Here is a 13750-nt window from a genome sequence, read left to right on the forward strand (position 1 = left end):
GTCCATGCTCATGGGGTCTCAGTCCACCGTCACGTAGTCGGGACCGGAGTAGCGGCCGGTGGCCAGCTTCTGGCGCTGCATCAGCAGGTCGTTGAGGAGCGAGGAGGCGCCGAAGCGGAACCAGTGGTTGTCCAGCCAGTCCTCGCCCGCCGTCTCGTTGACCAGCACGAGGAACTTGATGGCGTCCTTGGAGGTGCGGATGCCGCCGGCCGGCTTCACGCCGACCTGGATGCCGGTCTGGGCGCGGAAGTCGCGCACCGCCTCCAGCATCAGCAGCGTGTTCGCCGGGGTCGCGTTGACCGCGACCTTTCCGGTGGAGGTCTTGATGAAGTCCGCCCCCGCCAGCATCCCGAGCCAGCTCGCGCGGCGGATGTTGTCGTACGTCGAGAGCTCGCCCGTCTCGAAGATGACCTTCAGGCGCGCCGAGCTGCCGCAGGCCTCCTTCACGGCGGTGATCTCGTCGTACACCTTCAAGTATCGCCCCGCGAGGAACGCCCCGCGGTCGATGACCATGTCGATCTCGTCGGCGCCGGCGGCGACGGCCTCGCGGACGTCGGCCAGCTTCACGTCGAGCGAGGCGCGGCCGGCCGGGAACGCCGTGGCCACCGAGGCGACCTTCACGCCGGAGCCGGCGACGGCCTCCTTGGCCACGCCCACCATGTCGGGGTAGACGCAGACCGCGGCCGTCGAGGGCGTCGTACGGTCGGTCGGATCGGGCCTGACCGCCTTCGCGCCGAGCGCCCGGACCTTGCCCGGGGTGTCCGCGCCTTCCAGCGTCGTCAGGTCGACCATCGAGATGGCGAGGTCGATCGCGTACGCCTTCGCGGTCGTCTTGATCGAACGCGTCCCGAGGGAGGCCGCACGTCCTTCGAGTCCGACCGCGTCGACGCCCGGGAGCCCGTGGAGGAAGCGGCGCAGCGCGCTGTCGGACGCGGTGACGTCCTTGAGGGGGTGAGCTGCGGTGAGTGCAGAACTGGGCATGGTCACCAGACGAGCATATCTACGCGCGTAGCGGCTGTACAGCCCTCCGACTCCCCTCAGGCGGATGACGGAGCGCGGAACCGGTCCGGCAGAATCGAGACATGACGAGCCCCGAACCCCAGTCACCAGCGCCGCAGCCTTCGGAATCCGAGTCCGGCGACCGGGTGCACCGGTCGGTTCCGGCCATCGCCGGTGGCGCGATGCTGCTCGCCATCGCCGCGTGGATCGGCATCGACGCGGTGATCAACGGCGAGGGCCGCACGCCCTGGCTGGCCCTCGCCGTGCTGCTCCTCGTCGTGCCGCTGGTGGTCGCCTTCACGCTGCGGCCCGCCGTGTTCGTGGGCCACGACCGGCTGCGGATCCGCAATCCCTGGCGGATCGTCGTGGTGCCCTGGGGGCAGGTCGCCTCGCTGAGGTCCGCCTACTCGAACGAGGTCCTCACCGGGTCCGGCGCGAAGTACCAGCTGTGGGCTGTGCCCGTCTCGCTGCGTGCTCGCAAGAAGGCCGCCCGGCGCGAGATGCGCGCGACGGCGCAGGCGCGGCGGCAGATGGGGCAGGACGGGGGCCGCGGCGCGTCCGGAACGCGGCCCGGGCTCGGTGGCGGCTTCGATGCGGGGCCCGTGTCCGACGGGCCGGTGCGGGCCGAGACCGACCGGATCATGGACGACCTGCGCGCGCTGCACGAGGACCGGCGCGAGGCGGCGTCGGCACAGGGTGAGGTGACCGTGCGATGGGCCTGGGAGATCCTGGGCCCGGCGGCCGCGGGGGCGGTCCTGGTGCTGGTTCTTGTGGCGGTGGGCTGACGGTTCCGGCGGGCCGGGCGCCGGGGCGGTGCCGATTCTGGTGGTGGTGGGCCGGCGGGCCGGGCGGCCCTGAAAACGGAGCGGGCCGGGAACGCCGCGCGGGCCTGGGTGGAGCAGCGCGGGTACGGCTACGGGGAACCTCAGGTCGTCGGTCGAGGACCTCTCTCTGACACCCCTGGGCGAGCGGCAGCGGCGGGAGGCTGCGAGGAGGGGTTTCTGAACGGGGCTCCTGGGGCCGGCCATGGAGCCCCGTGCCGGTGGGCGGTCGGGCGCCCGGGGGGTGTCCGGTGGTTGGGCGGTCGGCGGTGTCGGGGGGCGTCCGGTGGTTCGGCGCTCGGCGGTGTCGGGGGGGCGTCCGGTGGTTGGGCGCGCGGCGGTGTCGAGGGGCGTGCGGTGGTTCGGCGCTCGGCGGTGTCGGGGGGCGTCCGGTGGTTGGGCGGTCGGCGGTGTCGGGGGCCTGCGGTGGTGGGGCGCTCGGCGGCTGGCCGGGCGCCCCTCGGGTCAGATGCCCGCCGCCGCCGACAGGTCGCGCTTGATCGACTCCAGTACGTCCGTGGCCTTCGCGCGGGCCTCGGGGAGGCCGGCGTGCGAGGCGACCGGGACGACGACCTCCAGGTAGCACTTCAGCTTCGGCTCGGTGCCGCTCGGGCGGACGATGACCCGGGCGCCTTCGAGCGTGTAGCGCAGGCCGTCCGTGGGCGGGAGGGTGTCCGAGCCCTGGGTGAGGTCGTCGGTGCGGGTGATCGCCAGACCGGCGAGCTCGGTCGGGGGCTGTTCGCGCAGGCGGGTCATGGCCGCCGCGATGAGGGAGAGGTCCTCCACGCGGACCGACAGCTGGTCCGTCGCGTGCAGGCCGTGCTCCACCGCCAGGTCGTCCAGCAGGTCGAGGAGGGTGCGGCCCTCCTCCTTCAGCTGCGAGGCCAGTTCCGTGACCAGGAGCGCCGCCGTGATGCCGTCCTTGTCGCGGACGCCGTCGGGGTCCACGCAGTAGCCGAGGGCCTCCTCGTAGCCGTAGCGCAGGCCCTCCGCGCGGGCGATCCACTTGAAGCCGGTCAGCGTCTCGACGTGGCGCAGGCCCGCCTTCTCGGCGATACGGCCGAGCAGGGACGACGAGACGATCGACTCCGCGAACGTGCCGGTCGCGCCGCGCCGGACCAGGTGGGCGGCGAGGAGCGCGCCGACCTCGTCACCGCGGAGCATGCGCCAGTCGGTGCCGTCCTGTACGGCGACGGCGCAGCGGTCCGCGTCCGGGTCGTTGGCGATGATCAGGTCCGGGGAGGTCTCGCGGGCCTTGGCGAACGCCAGGTCCATCGCGCCGGGCTCCTCCGGGTTGGGGAACGCGACGGTCGGGAAGTCCGGGTCGGGGTCGGCCTGCTCGGCGACGAGGACCGGTTCCGGGAAGCCGGCGCGGGCGAAGGCGGCCAGCAGGACGTCCTTGCCGACGCCGTGCATCGCCGTGTACACCGTGCGGGCGGTGCGGGGGGAGCCCTCGGCGAGGACGGCGTCCGTGCGGGCGAGGTAGGCGTCGAGGACGCTGTCGTCGAGGGTGTCCCAGCCTTCGGTGGGGCGGCGGACGGTGGTGAGGGACGGGACGGCGGCGATCTCCGCGGCGATGTCGATGTCCGCCGGGGGGACGATCTGGGAGCCGTCGCCGAGGTACACCTTGTAGCCGTTGTCGCGCGGCGGGTTGTGGCTGGCGGTGACCTCCACGCCGGCGACCGCGCCGAGGTGCCTTATCGCGAAGGCGAGGACGGGCGTGGGCAGGGGGCGGGGGAGGATCGCCGCGCGCAGGCCGGCGCCGGTCATGACGGCGGCGGTGTCGAGGGCGAAGTCGCGCGACTTGTACCGGGCGTCGTAGCCGATGACGACGAGGCCGGCCGTGTCGTCCCCGTGCGGGGTCCCCTGCTTCTTGAGGTACGCGGCGAGGCCGGCGGCGGCGCGGATGACGACCGTGCGGTTCATGCGCATGGGGCCGGCGCCGAGTTCGCCGCGGAGGCCGGCGGTGCCGAACTGGAGGGTGCCGCTGAAGCGGGCGGCGAGTTCGGTGTGGTCCCGGGCGTCGATGAGGCGGGCGAGCTCGGTGCGGGTGTCCGGGTCGGGGTCCTCGGTGAGCCACGCCTGGGCCTGTGCGATGAGTTCGTCGTGCACGGTGTGGGTCAGCCTCTCCGGTTGTCGTGGGTGCGGGTGGGGTGCGGGTGCGGGTGGGTGCCTGCGGCGGCCTGCGCGGGTGGGGCGGGGTGCGCGCAGCGCGTGCCGCCGGGTGGTGGGTCGGGGCCGCGCCGGGGGGTGTCCGTCCTCGGAACGGCGCGATGGGGGTCGGACGCCGACTGACTGTTCGTCGACGCGCCAACCGCTGCGGGCGGACACCCCCCGACACGGCCCCTTCCGTCGTCCGGCGGGTGCGGGCGCGTCCCGGCTTCCGCTGCGGGCGCCGGATCAGCGCCCGCCGGGTGCCCTTACAGGCGTCCCAGGACCTGGGCGAGCAGGGAGCCCATCCGGGTGGCGGAGTCGCGGCCCGCCTGGAGAACCTCTTCGTGGTTCAGGGGCTCGCCCGTCATGCCCGCCGCCAGGTTGGTCACCAGGGAGATGCCCAGGACCTCCGCGCCCGCCTCGCGTGCGGCGATCGCCTCCAGGACCGTCGACATGCCCACCAGGTCCGCGCCGATGACACGGGCCATGCGGATCTCGGCCGGCGTCTCGTAGTGCGGGCCGGGGAACTGGGCGTAGACGCCCTCCTCCAGCGTGGGGTCGACCTCCTTGCACAGGGCGCGCAGGCGCGGGGAGTACAGGTCGGTGAGGTCGACGAAGTTGGCGCCGATGATGGGGGAGGTGGCGGTGAGGTTGATGTGGTCGCTGATCAGGACCGGCTGGCCGGGGCGCATGCCCTCGCGCAGGCCGCCGCAGCCGTTGGTCAGGACGATCGTCTTGCAGCCGGCCGACACGGCGGTGCGGACGCCGTGGGCGACGGCGGCGACCCCGCGGCCCTCGTAGTAGTGCGTACGGCCCAGGAAGACCAGGGCGCGCTTGTTGCCGATCCGGTAGGAGCGGATCTTGCCGCCGTGCCCCTCGACCGCCGGCGGCGGGAACCCGGGCAGTTCGGTGACCTGGAGCTCGGCCTCGGGGGCACCCAGGGCGTCGACGGCCGGGGCCCAGCCGGAGCCCATCACGAGGGCGACGTCGTGGGTCTCGGCGCCCGTGAGTTCGCGCAGGCGGGCCGCGGCGGCGTCGGCGGCCGCGTGGGGGTCGCCCTGGATGTCGTCCGGAAGAAGAGATGCGTTCACGCCGACGAGGGTAGCCGGTGATTGCCTACGCGCGTAGATGGTGGAGCTGACGGGGTGGCGATCGTTGTCTTGTCGTTTCCGACGAGGCGGTCCCTCAGCAGGGGCGCTTGCGGAGCTCCATCACGTAGTCGTGCGGGGCGCCCGCCGACTCCGCCGCGTCGGCGATCTCGCCCAGGTGGCGGGCGGAGGGCAGGCCGCCCTCGTACGCGTTCAGGGTGAAGGCCCAGGCGGACTCCTCACCGTCCAGGGTGTGCACCCGTACGCGCGTGCGGCGGTAGATGTCGAGGCCCACGCCCTCCCAGCGGTCCAGCGACTCCTCGTCCATGGGGGCGATGTCGTAGAGCGAGACGAAGACCTGGCAGAGGGGGTCCTCCACGATCGTCGGCAGGGCGCCCTCCCAGCCCATGTGCTCGCCGCCGAAGGTCAGTCGCCAACCGTTCAGCCAGCCGGTGGCGCGCAGCGGCGAGTGCGGGGCGCGGCGGGACATCAGCCGCGCGTCGAGGTTGCCGGCGTACGCGGCGTAGAGCGACATGGGGAGAGCGTACGGCAGGCCGAACGGCGTCACTCGCGTAACAGAGCCGCCCCGGGGCGGTGCCTCGCCGGGGGGTGCGGGACAATGGAGTACGTGACTCGGATCGTGATCATCGGTGGCGGACCCGGCGGATACGAAGCGGCCCTGGTGGCCGCCCAACTCGGCGCGGAGGTGACCGTCGTCGACCAGGACGGCCTCGGCGGGGCGTCGGTGCTCACCGACTGCGTGCCGTCGAAGACTCTGATCGCCACGGCCGAGGTGATGACCACCTTCGACTCCTCCTACGAGGAGCTGGGCATCATCGTCGCCGACGACACCCCCCACATCGAGCAGGCCGCCCGGGTCGTCGGTGTCGACCTGGGCAAGGTCAACCGGCGTGTGAAGCGGCTGGCGCTCGCCCAGTCCCACGACATCACCGCCTCCGTGACCCGTGCCGGGGCGCGTGTCCTGCGCGGGCGCGGGCGGCTGGAGGGCATGCAGGCGCTCGACGGGTCGCGCAAGGTCGTGGTGCGCGCCGCTGACGGGACCGAGGAGACCTTGACGGCGGATGCCGTGCTCATCGCCACCGGTGGGCATCCCCGCGAGCTGCCCGACGCCCAGCCCGACGGCGAGCGGATCCTGAACTGGACCCAGGTGTACGACCTCGACGAGCTCCCCGAGGAGCTGATCGTGGTCGGGTCGGGTGTGACCGGTGCCGAGTTCGCCGGTGCCTACCAGGCGCTCGGGTCGAAGGTGACGCTCGTGTCGTCGCGGGACCGGGTGCTGCCGGGTGAGGACCCGGACGCGGCCGCCGTGCTGGAGGAGGTCTTCCGGCGGCGCGGCATGAACGTCATGGGACGCACCCGGGCGCAGTCCGCGAAGCGGGTCGGGGACCGGGTCGAGGTGACCCTCTCCGACGGGCGGGTCATCACCGGTTCGCACTGCCTCATGGCCGTCGGAGCGGTTCCGAACAGCTCCGGCATGGGGCTGGAGGAGGCCGGGGTCCGGCTGCGCGAGTCCGGTCACATCTGGACCGACAAGGTCTCGCGCACGACCGCTCCCGGCGTGTACGCGGCCGGCGACGTGACCGGGGTGTTCGCCCTCGCGTCCGTGGCCGCCATGCAGGGACGCATCGCCATGTACCACTTCCTGGGCGACGCCGTGGCCCCGCTGAACCTGAAGACCGTCTCGTCGAACGTCTTCACCGACCCGGAGATCGCCACCGTCGGCTACACCCAGGCCGACGTCGACGCCGGGAAGATCGACGCCCGGGCCGTGAAGCTGCCGCTGCTGCGCAACCCGCGCGCCAAGATGCAGGGCATCCGCGACGGCTTCGTCAAGATCTTCTGCCGCCCGGGCACGGGCATCGTGGTCGGTGGCGTGGTCGTGGCGCCGCGCGCCTCGGAACTGATCCACCCCATCTCGATCGCGGTCGACAACAATCTGACGGTCGAACAGATCGCGAACGCCTTCACCGTCTACCCCTCCTTGTCGGGCTCGATCGCCGAGGTGGCACGGCAGTTGCACACCCGGAAGATGAACGGCGACGGCTGAGGCCGAAACCGGCTCCTCGCCGTCACGGGGTGTGTTCGACCATGCGTGCGGCATAGGCGGGGCGACTGGGCCTTATACCACTTCCCGGTGCTCGGTGCGAACATCTTCTGCTATTCAGCGCAAACTGCTGAAAGCAGACGGTCGCTGGCGTTACTGTCAGTTTCGTGTTCGCTGCAGAACGTCGCCAATTGATCCTCGAAATGGTGCGAGCGAACGGGGCCGTGTCGCTCCGTGAGCTCGCCCGCGTCGTCCAGACCTCCGAAGTGACCGTACGGCGGGACGTGCGCGCGCTGGAGGCAGAAGGACTCCTCGACCGCCGGCACGGCGGTGCGGTACTGCCGGGCGGTTTCACGCGGGAGTCCGGCTTTCCGCAGAAGTCCCATCTCGCGACCGCCGAGAAGACCGCCATCGCCGACCTCGCCGCGAATCTCGTGGAAGAGGGGGAGGCGATCGTGGTCGGGGCGGGTACGACGACCCAGGAGCTGGCCCGCCGGCTCGCCCGGGTGCCCGGCCTGACCGTCGTCACCAACTCGCTGCTCGTGGCGCAGGCCCTGGCCCACGCCAACCGGGTCGAGGTCGTGATGACCGGCGGTACGCTCCGCGGTTCGAACTACGCCCTGGTGGGCAGCGGGGCGGAGCAGTCCCTGCACGGGCTGCGCGTGTCCCGGGCCTTCCTCTCCGGGGCAGGGCTGACCGCCGAGCGGGGGCTGTCCACGTCCAACATGCTGTCGGCGTCCGTCGACCGGGCGCTGGTGCAGGCCGCCGCGGAGGTCGTGGTCCTCGCGGACCACACCAAGCTCGGGACGGACACGATGTTCCAGACCGTGCCGACGGACCTCATCACGCGCCTAGTGACGGACGAGCCGCCCGCTCATGACGAGCGTGCGGCCACGGAGCTCCAGGCACTGGCCGACCAGGGCGTGCAGATCGCCGTGGCCGGCGGGCAGGGGGGTTCCGCGGGGTCTGCGGGCGGGGGTGATGCCGTCCCGGCGCGTCAGCAGCGCCGGGACGTGCCGTTGCCCGGGCCCCGGCGGCAGGTGCCGGGGGGCGGGAACGGCGGCTTGCGGTCCACCTCGATGCTCGGGGAGCAGGGGCCGGGGTCGGAGCGGGCGCGGGTGGCGGACCTGCGGCGGCGCTGAGCGGCGCGGCAGTGGGCTGAGTCCCCGCCGGTCGCCGGGTGCTCGGCGCTGTCGCCCACGCCGGGGCGTTGCGCAATCCGGCGGTACGGGGCGCTGCGCCCACCCGTGCCCCCCCGGCGGCACGCATGCCCGCAGCTGGGTGCACCCGCACCCACCGGCGCGGCCCCGACCCGGGGCCGCGCCGTAGGCGACGCGGTGGAGCGGTCAGTCCTTGATCTCGCAGATCGCCGCGCCCGATGTCACCGACGCGCCGATCTCCGCCGACAGACCCTTGATCGTGCCGGACTTGTGGGCGTTGAGGGGCTGCTCCATCTTCATGGCCTCCAGGACGACGACCAGGTCGCCTTCCTTGACCTCCTGGCCCTCCTCCACCGCGACCTTGACGATCGTGCCCTGCATCGGCGAGGCGAGCGTGTCACCGGAGGCGACGGGGCCCGACTTCTTCGCCGCGCGACGCTTGGGCTTGGCGCCCGCCGCGAGGCCCGTGCGGGCCAGGGACATGCCCAGCGACGACGGGAGGGAGACCTCCAGGCGCTTGCCGCCGACCTCGACGACCACCGTCTCGCGGCCCGGCTCCTCGTCCGCCTCGGCGTCGGCCGGCGCGGTGAAGGGCTTGATCTCGTTGACGAACTCCGTCTCGATCCAGCGGGTGTGGACCGTGAACGGGTCGGCCGAACCGGTGAGCTCGGGCGCGAACGCCGGATCCTTCACCACCGCCCGGTGGAACGGGATCGCCGTGGCCATGCCCTCGACCTGGAACTCCTCCAGCGCACGCGCGGCCCGCTCCAGGGCCTCCTTGCGCGTGCGGCCCGTGACGATCAGCTTCGCCAGCAGGGAGTCCCACGCCGGGCCGATGACCGAGCCGGACTCCACGCCCGCGTCCAGGCGCACGCCCGGGCCGGACGGCGGGGCGAACGTCGTGACCGTGCCGGGCGCCGGCAGGAAGTTGCGGCCCGGGTCCTCGCCGTTGATGCGGAACTCGAACGAGTGACCGCGCAGCGGCGGGTCGTCGTAGCCCAGCTCCTCACCGTCGGCGATGCGGAACATCTCGCGCACCAGGTCGATGCCGGCGACCTCCTCGGTGACCGGGTGCTCCACCTGCAGACGGGTGTTGACCTCCAGGAAGGAGATCGTGCCGTCGTTGCCGACGAGGAACTCGACCGTGCCGGCGCCGACGTAGCCGGCCTCCTTCAGGATCGCCTTCGACGCGCGGTACAGCTGGGCGACCTGGTCCTCCGAGAGGAACGGCGCGGGGGCCTCCTCGACCAGCTTCTGGTGGCGGCGCTGCAGGGAGCAGTCACGGGTGGAGACGACCACCACGTTGCCGTGCCGGTCGGCCAGGCACTGGGTCTCGACGTGCCGGGGCTTGTCCAGGTAGCGCTCGACGAAGCACTCGCCGCGGCCGAAGGCCGCCACGGCCTCACGGACGGCCGAGTCGTACAGCTCCGGGACCTCTTCCAGGGTGCGCGCGACCTTCAGGCCGCGGCCGCCGCCGCCGAACGCGGCCTTGATGGCGATCGGCAGCCCGTGCTCCTCGGCGAAGGCGACGACCTCGTCGGCGCCGGACACCGGGTCGGGCGTGCCCGCCACGAGCGGGGCGCCCGCGCGCTGCGCGATGTGCCGGGCGGCGACCTTGTCGCCGAGGTCGCGGATGGCCTGCGGCGGCGGGCCGATCCAGATCAGGCCCGCGTCCAGGACCGCCTGGGCGAACTCGGCGTTCTCGGAGAGGAAGCCGTAGCCGGGGTGGATCGCGTCCGCGCCCGATTCCCGGGCGGCCTTCAGCACCTTCTCGATGTCGAGATAGCTGGTTCCCGGGGTGTCACCGCCCAGGGCGAACGCCTCATCCGCGGCGCGGACATGCAGAGCGTCCCGGTCCGGGTCGGCGTAGACGGCCACGCTCGCGATCCCGGCGTCCCGGCAGGCCCGGGCCACGCGGACAGCGATTTCGCCACGGTTGGCGATGAGCACCTTGCGCACGATTGAGGCTCCCTCCTTGAAACAAGCCGAGTTTAGGGACTGCCGACACGGCACTTCGACCCGTCCCCAGTGGTGAGCTTGCCCACACGGAGCGTGATGCGAGGCCCGCTCGACCCGCGAAATCCCTTGTCGCACCGCGGAACGCAGTGCTCCTCCGGGAAACCCTAGCCGTCCCCTGTGGTCGAGGTCTCTGTCATCACGTGCTGCGGGCCACTCCGTTTCTTTGTGGAGTCCCTACGAATGGCCCAATGATTCTTTGCCCGCTCCCGGACCCTTGTCCCGGGGTTTACCGGTGAGTAGCGTTCGCGATGTCCCGAACGGAAGAGGGTGGGCGCGGTGGTGCGCAGGCCGGTGGCGTGGGTCGTGGCGGTGGTGCTGTTCGCCGAGGCGTTCGGCGTCGCGGCGCTCAACTGGTTCCTGGGGGTCGTCGTCGACCGGCAGGACATGTCGCTGGCCGGACTCGACCCGCACATGATGTCGGTGTCGTCGAAGATCGGCGGGATCGCCTTCGGCCTCTACTTCGCGCTGTGCGGCCTGGTCGCCCTGCTCGTGGCGGTGCGCGACCGGCCCCCGGCGGGCTTCGGACGTGTGCTGCTGATCAGCGCGGCGGTCGTGCACGCACTGCTGGGCGCCTTCACCTGGGGGCTCGTCGGCTGGCCGGCGTTCCTGCTCATGGTGCTGGTGTTCGCCCTGATCGTGCTGCTGCTGATGACCTACGACCGTCCGGCCGAGCCTGCCGAGCCCGCCGACGCGGCGCCCCGGGGCGGGGCGGGAGACGGCGGGCCCCCGGTCACCTCTGCGCCGGCGCCCACAACTCCGTGATGCCGACGCCCAGGTCGGCCAGGAGCCGCCGGACCAGGGGCAGGCTGATGCCGATGACGTTGCCGTGGTCGCCGTCGATGCCGTCGATGAACGGGGCCGAACGGCCGTCCAGGGTGAACGCCCCGGCGACGTGGAGGGGTTCGCCGGAGGCCACATAGGCGGCGATCTCCTCGTCGCTGGGCTCGCCGAAGTGGACGACGGTCGACGCGGTGGCGGAGACGTACCGGCCGGTGCGCGTGTCGTAGACGCAGTGGCCGGTCTGCAGGGTGCCGGCCCGGCCGCGCATCGCCTTCCAGCGGGCCGCGGCCTCCTCGGCGTCGGCGGGCTTGCCGAGGGCCCGGCCGTCCAGGTCGAGCACGGAGTCGCAGCCGATCACCAGGGCGCCCTTGACGTCCGGCCGGGCCGCCACGACGGAGGCCTTCGCCTCGGCGAGGGCGAGGGCCAGCTCGGCCGGGGTGGGAGCGGTGACGGCGTCCTCGTCGACGCCGCTCACGATCACCTCGGGGGCGAGGCCGGCCTGGCGGAGCAGGCCGAGCCGGGCGGGGGACTGGGAGGCGAGAACGAGTCGGCGGCGCGGCTGGTCTGTCATGCGTTCAGCGTATCGGCGGCACGGCGCTCCCTCACCTCACGCCGATCACGAGCATCACCAGCACCATGGCCGAGGCCAGGAGAACGCTCAGCCGCCGCAGCATGTCCTGCGTGTCGCGCAGTTCCTCGGGCGGTTCGTTCTCGGGGTCGGACCACAGCATGAGTCCAGCGTGCGGCCTGGCGGGGCGGGGCGCCTGAGTAGAGGTACTCAGATCGCGCCCCGCGTCGTTCCGCCGTGCGCGGGTCCCCGCGCCCCTGAGAGTCTCAGCCCGGCCAGTACGTACGGCCCCAGGCCGTCGGCCCCGGCTGGGGCAGGCGGTGAGCGGCGATGCGGGACGGGTCGGACCAGGAGTCGCGGGGCGTCGGCGCGCCGGGCGGCAGGGCGGCCGCCGCCGCGGCGCGCGCTCTGACCACCGCCAGGGCGGCGGCCAGCTCCTCCGGGGTCGGGTTGCCCCGTACGACCTTGATCGTCATATGGGCTCCTGGTGGCTAGAGGGGGATGTTGCCGTGCTTCTTCGGAGGCAGGGATTCCCGCTTCGTGCGCAGTTGACGCAGACCCCTGACGACGTGCCGGCGGGTCTCGGACGGCAGGATCACGGCGTCGACGTAGCCGCGCTCGGCCGCGACGTAGGGGTTGAGGAGCGTGTCCTCGTACTCCTGGATCAGCCGGGCGCGGACCGTCTCCAGGTCCTCCCCGTTCGCCTCGGCCTCGGCCAGGGTGCGGCGGTGCAGGATGTTGACCGCGCCCTGGGCGCCCATGACGGCGATCTGGGCGGTGGGCCAGGCCAGGTTGAGGTCGGCGCCGAGGTGCTTGGAGCCCATGACGTCGTAGGCGCCGCCGAAGGCCTTGCGGGTGATGACCGTGATGAGCGGGACGGTCGCCTCGGCGTAGGCGTAGATCAGCTTGGCGCCGCGGCGGATGATGCCGTCGTGCTCCTGGTCGACGCCGGGCAGGAAGCCGGGGACGTCGACGAAGGTCAGCACCGGGACGTTGAAGGCGTCGCAGGTCCGCACGAAGCGGGCCGCCTTCTCGCTGGCCTTGATGTCCAGGCAGCCGGCGAACTGCATCGGCTGGTTGGCGACGATGCCCACCGGCCGGCCCTCGACCCGGCCGAAGCCGGTGACGATGTTCGGCGCGTACAGCGGCTGCGTCTCGAAGAACTCGGCGTCGTCCAGGACGTGCTCGATCACCGTGTGCATGTCGTAGGGCTGGTTCGCGCTGTCCGGGACGATCGTGTCCAGCTCGCGGTCCTCGTCCGTGACCTCCAGGTCCGCCTCCTCGGGGAAGGCGGGCGGCTCGGAGAGGTTGTTGGACGGCAGGTACGACAGCAACTGCTTGATGTACTCGATCGCGTCCTTCTCGTCCCCGGCCATGTGGTGGGCCACGCCGGAGGTCGCGTTGTGGGTCCGGGCGCCGCCCAGCTCCTCGAAGCCGACGTCCTCGCCGGTGACCGTCTTGATGACGTCGGGGCCGGTGATGAACATGTGCGAGGTCTGGTCGACCATGACCGTGAAGTCGGTGATGGCCGGGGAGTAGACCGCACCGCCCGCGCACGGCCCGACGACCAGGCTGATCTGCGGGATGACGCCGGAGGCGTGGGTGTTGCGGCGGAAGATCTCGCCGTAGGCGCCGAGGGAGGCCACGCCCTCCTGGATGCGGGCGCCGCCGGAGTCGTTGATGCCGATGACCGGGCAGCCGGTCTTCAGCGCGAAGTCCATCACCTTGACGATCTTCTGCCCGTAGACCTCGCCCAGCGCCCCGCCGAAGACGGTGAAGTCCTGCGAGAACACGGCGACCGGGCGGCCGTCGACCGTGCCGTAGCCGGTGACGACGCCGTCGCCGTACGGCCGGTTCCTGTCGAGGCCGAAGTTGGTGGAGCGGTGCCGGGCGAACTCGTCGAGCTCGACGAACGAGCCCTCGTCGAGCAGGAGCTCGATCCGCTCACGGGCCGTCAGTTTGCCCTTGGCGTGCTGCTTCTCGACGGCGCGTGCGGAGCCGGCGTGCGTCGCCTCATCGATGCGGCGCTTCAGATCCGCGAGTTTGCCCGCGGTCGTGTGAATGTCAGGCTGCTGCTGCTCTTCCGGCTCGGACAT

At 72.3% G+C, this 13750-nt stretch carries 13 protein-coding genes; 4 read left to right on the forward strand and 9 right to left on the reverse strand.

Going from position 1 to position 13750, the window contains the following annotated elements; translation table 11 throughout:
* Positions 1–18 precede the first annotated feature (18 nt).
* Complete coding sequence (gene deoC, locus ABTZ58_RS17755; RefSeq protein ID WP_351357241.1) at positions 19–981, reverse strand: deoxyribose-phosphate aldolase; 963 nt, start codon at positions 979–981, stop codon at positions 19–21.
* Between the two features lie 101 nt (positions 982–1082).
* Here deoC and ABTZ58_RS17760 point away from each other — a divergent pair, with 101 nt between their 5' ends.
* Positions 1083–1784, forward strand: a complete 702-nt coding sequence (locus ABTZ58_RS17760) for a PH domain-containing protein (protein ID WP_351356916.1) — start codon at positions 1083–1085, stop codon at positions 1782–1784.
* A gap of 501 nt (positions 1785–2285) precedes the next feature.
* Here the strand turns inward: ABTZ58_RS17760 and ABTZ58_RS17765 are convergent.
* The 3 genes from ABTZ58_RS17765 to ABTZ58_RS17775 all read right to left on the reverse strand — a co-directional run bounded on the left by ABTZ58_RS17765 (position 2286) and on the right by ABTZ58_RS17775 (position 5597).
* Entirely contained in the window at positions 2286–3932 is a 1647-nt protein-coding gene (locus tag ABTZ58_RS17765) for a phospho-sugar mutase (RefSeq protein ID WP_351356919.1), read from the reverse strand.
* 308 nt (positions 3933–4240) lie between these two features.
* The gene (locus tag ABTZ58_RS17770) at positions 4241–5065 is read right to left on the reverse strand and encodes a purine-nucleoside phosphorylase (protein ID WP_020274367.1); all 825 of its coding nucleotides are present in this window, start codon (positions 5063–5065) and stop codon (positions 4241–4243) included.
* A gap of 94 nt (positions 5066–5159) precedes the next feature.
* A complete protein-coding gene (locus tag ABTZ58_RS17775; protein ID WP_351356923.1) occupies positions 5160–5597 on the reverse strand; it encodes a gamma-glutamylcyclotransferase family protein in 438 nt (145 codons plus the stop codon).
* 84 nt (positions 5598–5681) lie between these two features.
* Here ABTZ58_RS17775 and ABTZ58_RS17780 point away from each other — a divergent pair, with 84 nt between their 5' ends.
* Together ABTZ58_RS17780 and ABTZ58_RS17785 are read left to right on the forward strand one after the other, a co-directional pair.
* Positions 5682–7130 (forward strand): NAD(P)H-quinone dehydrogenase, encoded by a 1449-nt coding sequence (locus tag ABTZ58_RS17780; RefSeq protein ID WP_351356926.1) that lies wholly within the window; start codon positions 5682–5684, stop codon positions 7128–7130.
* A 164-nt stretch (positions 7131–7294) separates the two neighbouring features.
* Entirely contained in the window at positions 7295–8269 is a 975-nt protein-coding gene (locus ABTZ58_RS17785) for a DeoR/GlpR family DNA-binding transcription regulator (RefSeq protein ID WP_351356929.1), read from the forward strand.
* A gap of 204 nt (positions 8270–8473) precedes the next feature.
* On the opposite strand, the gene ABTZ58_RS17790 is transcribed toward ABTZ58_RS17785, so the two are convergent.
* Positions 8474–10246, reverse strand: coding sequence for an acetyl/propionyl/methylcrotonyl-CoA carboxylase subunit alpha (locus ABTZ58_RS17790; RefSeq protein WP_351356932.1), 1773 nt, complete (start codon positions 10244–10246; stop codon positions 8474–8476).
* Between the two features lie 336 nt (positions 10247–10582).
* On the opposite strand from ABTZ58_RS17790, the gene ABTZ58_RS17795 reads away from it, so the two are divergent.
* Positions 10583–11068: a hypothetical protein gene (locus tag ABTZ58_RS17795; protein ID WP_351356935.1), complete on the forward strand. Its 486-nt coding sequence runs from the start codon at positions 10583–10585 to the stop codon at positions 11066–11068.
* Here ABTZ58_RS17795 and ABTZ58_RS17800 read toward each other — a convergent pair.
* From ABTZ58_RS17800 to ABTZ58_RS17815, 4 genes are all read right to left on the reverse strand, one after another.
* On the reverse strand, positions 11037–11657 hold the full coding sequence (locus ABTZ58_RS17800; protein WP_351356938.1) for a Maf family protein: 621 nt from the start codon (positions 11655–11657) through the stop codon (positions 11037–11039). The genes ABTZ58_RS17795 and ABTZ58_RS17800 overlap by 32 nt on opposite strands.
* Positions 11658–11688: 31 nt before the next feature.
* The gene (gene mmpB / locus ABTZ58_RS17805; RefSeq protein WP_351356941.1) at positions 11689–11817 is read right to left on the reverse strand and encodes a morphogenic membrane protein MmpB; all 129 of its coding nucleotides are present in this window, start codon (positions 11815–11817) and stop codon (positions 11689–11691) included.
* Positions 11818–11920: 103 nt separating this feature from the next.
* Positions 11921–12130 carry an acyl-CoA carboxylase epsilon subunit gene (locus tag ABTZ58_RS17810; protein WP_094054987.1) on the reverse strand — a complete coding sequence of 70 codons (210 nt, stop codon included), beginning with the start codon at positions 12128–12130 and terminating at the stop codon, positions 11921–11923.
* Positions 12131–12145: 15 nt separating this feature from the next.
* Positions 12146–13750 (reverse strand): acyl-CoA carboxylase subunit beta, encoded by a 1605-nt coding sequence (locus ABTZ58_RS17815; protein ID WP_351356945.1) that lies wholly within the window; start codon positions 13748–13750, stop codon positions 12146–12148.

This window comes from Streptomyces sp. NPDC094143, assembly GCF_040303825.1.
GTDB lineage: Bacteria > Actinomycetota > Actinomycetes > Streptomycetales > Streptomycetaceae > Streptomyces.

Coding starts and splice junctions, on each gene's coding strand:
- ABTZ58_RS17775 (WP_351356923.1), bottom strand. CDS start 5,597: ATGTCGCTCTACGCCGCGTACGCCGGCAACCTCGACGCGCGGCTGATG.
- ABTZ58_RS17760 (WP_351356916.1), top strand. CDS start 1,083: ATGACGAGCCCCGAACCCCAGTCACCAGCGCCGCAGCCTTCGGAATCC.
- ABTZ58_RS17780 (WP_351356926.1), top strand. CDS start 5,682: ATGGAGTACGTGACTCGGATCGTGATCATCGGTGGCGGACCCGGCGGA.
- deoC (WP_351357241.1), bottom strand. CDS start 981: ATGCCCAGTTCTGCACTCACCGCAGCTCACCCCCTCAAGGACGTCACC.
- ABTZ58_RS17810 (WP_094054987.1), bottom strand. CDS start 12,130: ATGACGATCAAGGTCGTACGGGGCAACCCGACCCCGGAGGAGCTGGCC.
- ABTZ58_RS17815 (WP_351356945.1), bottom strand. CDS start 13,750: ATGTCCGAGCCGGAAGAGCAGCAGCAGCCTGACATTCACACGACCGCG.
- ABTZ58_RS17800 (WP_351356938.1), bottom strand. CDS start 11,657: ATGACAGACCAGCCGCGCCGCCGACTCGTTCTCGCCTCCCAGTCCCCC.
- mmpB (WP_351356941.1), bottom strand. CDS start 11,817: ATGCTGTGGTCCGACCCCGAGAACGAACCGCCCGAGGAACTGCGCGAC.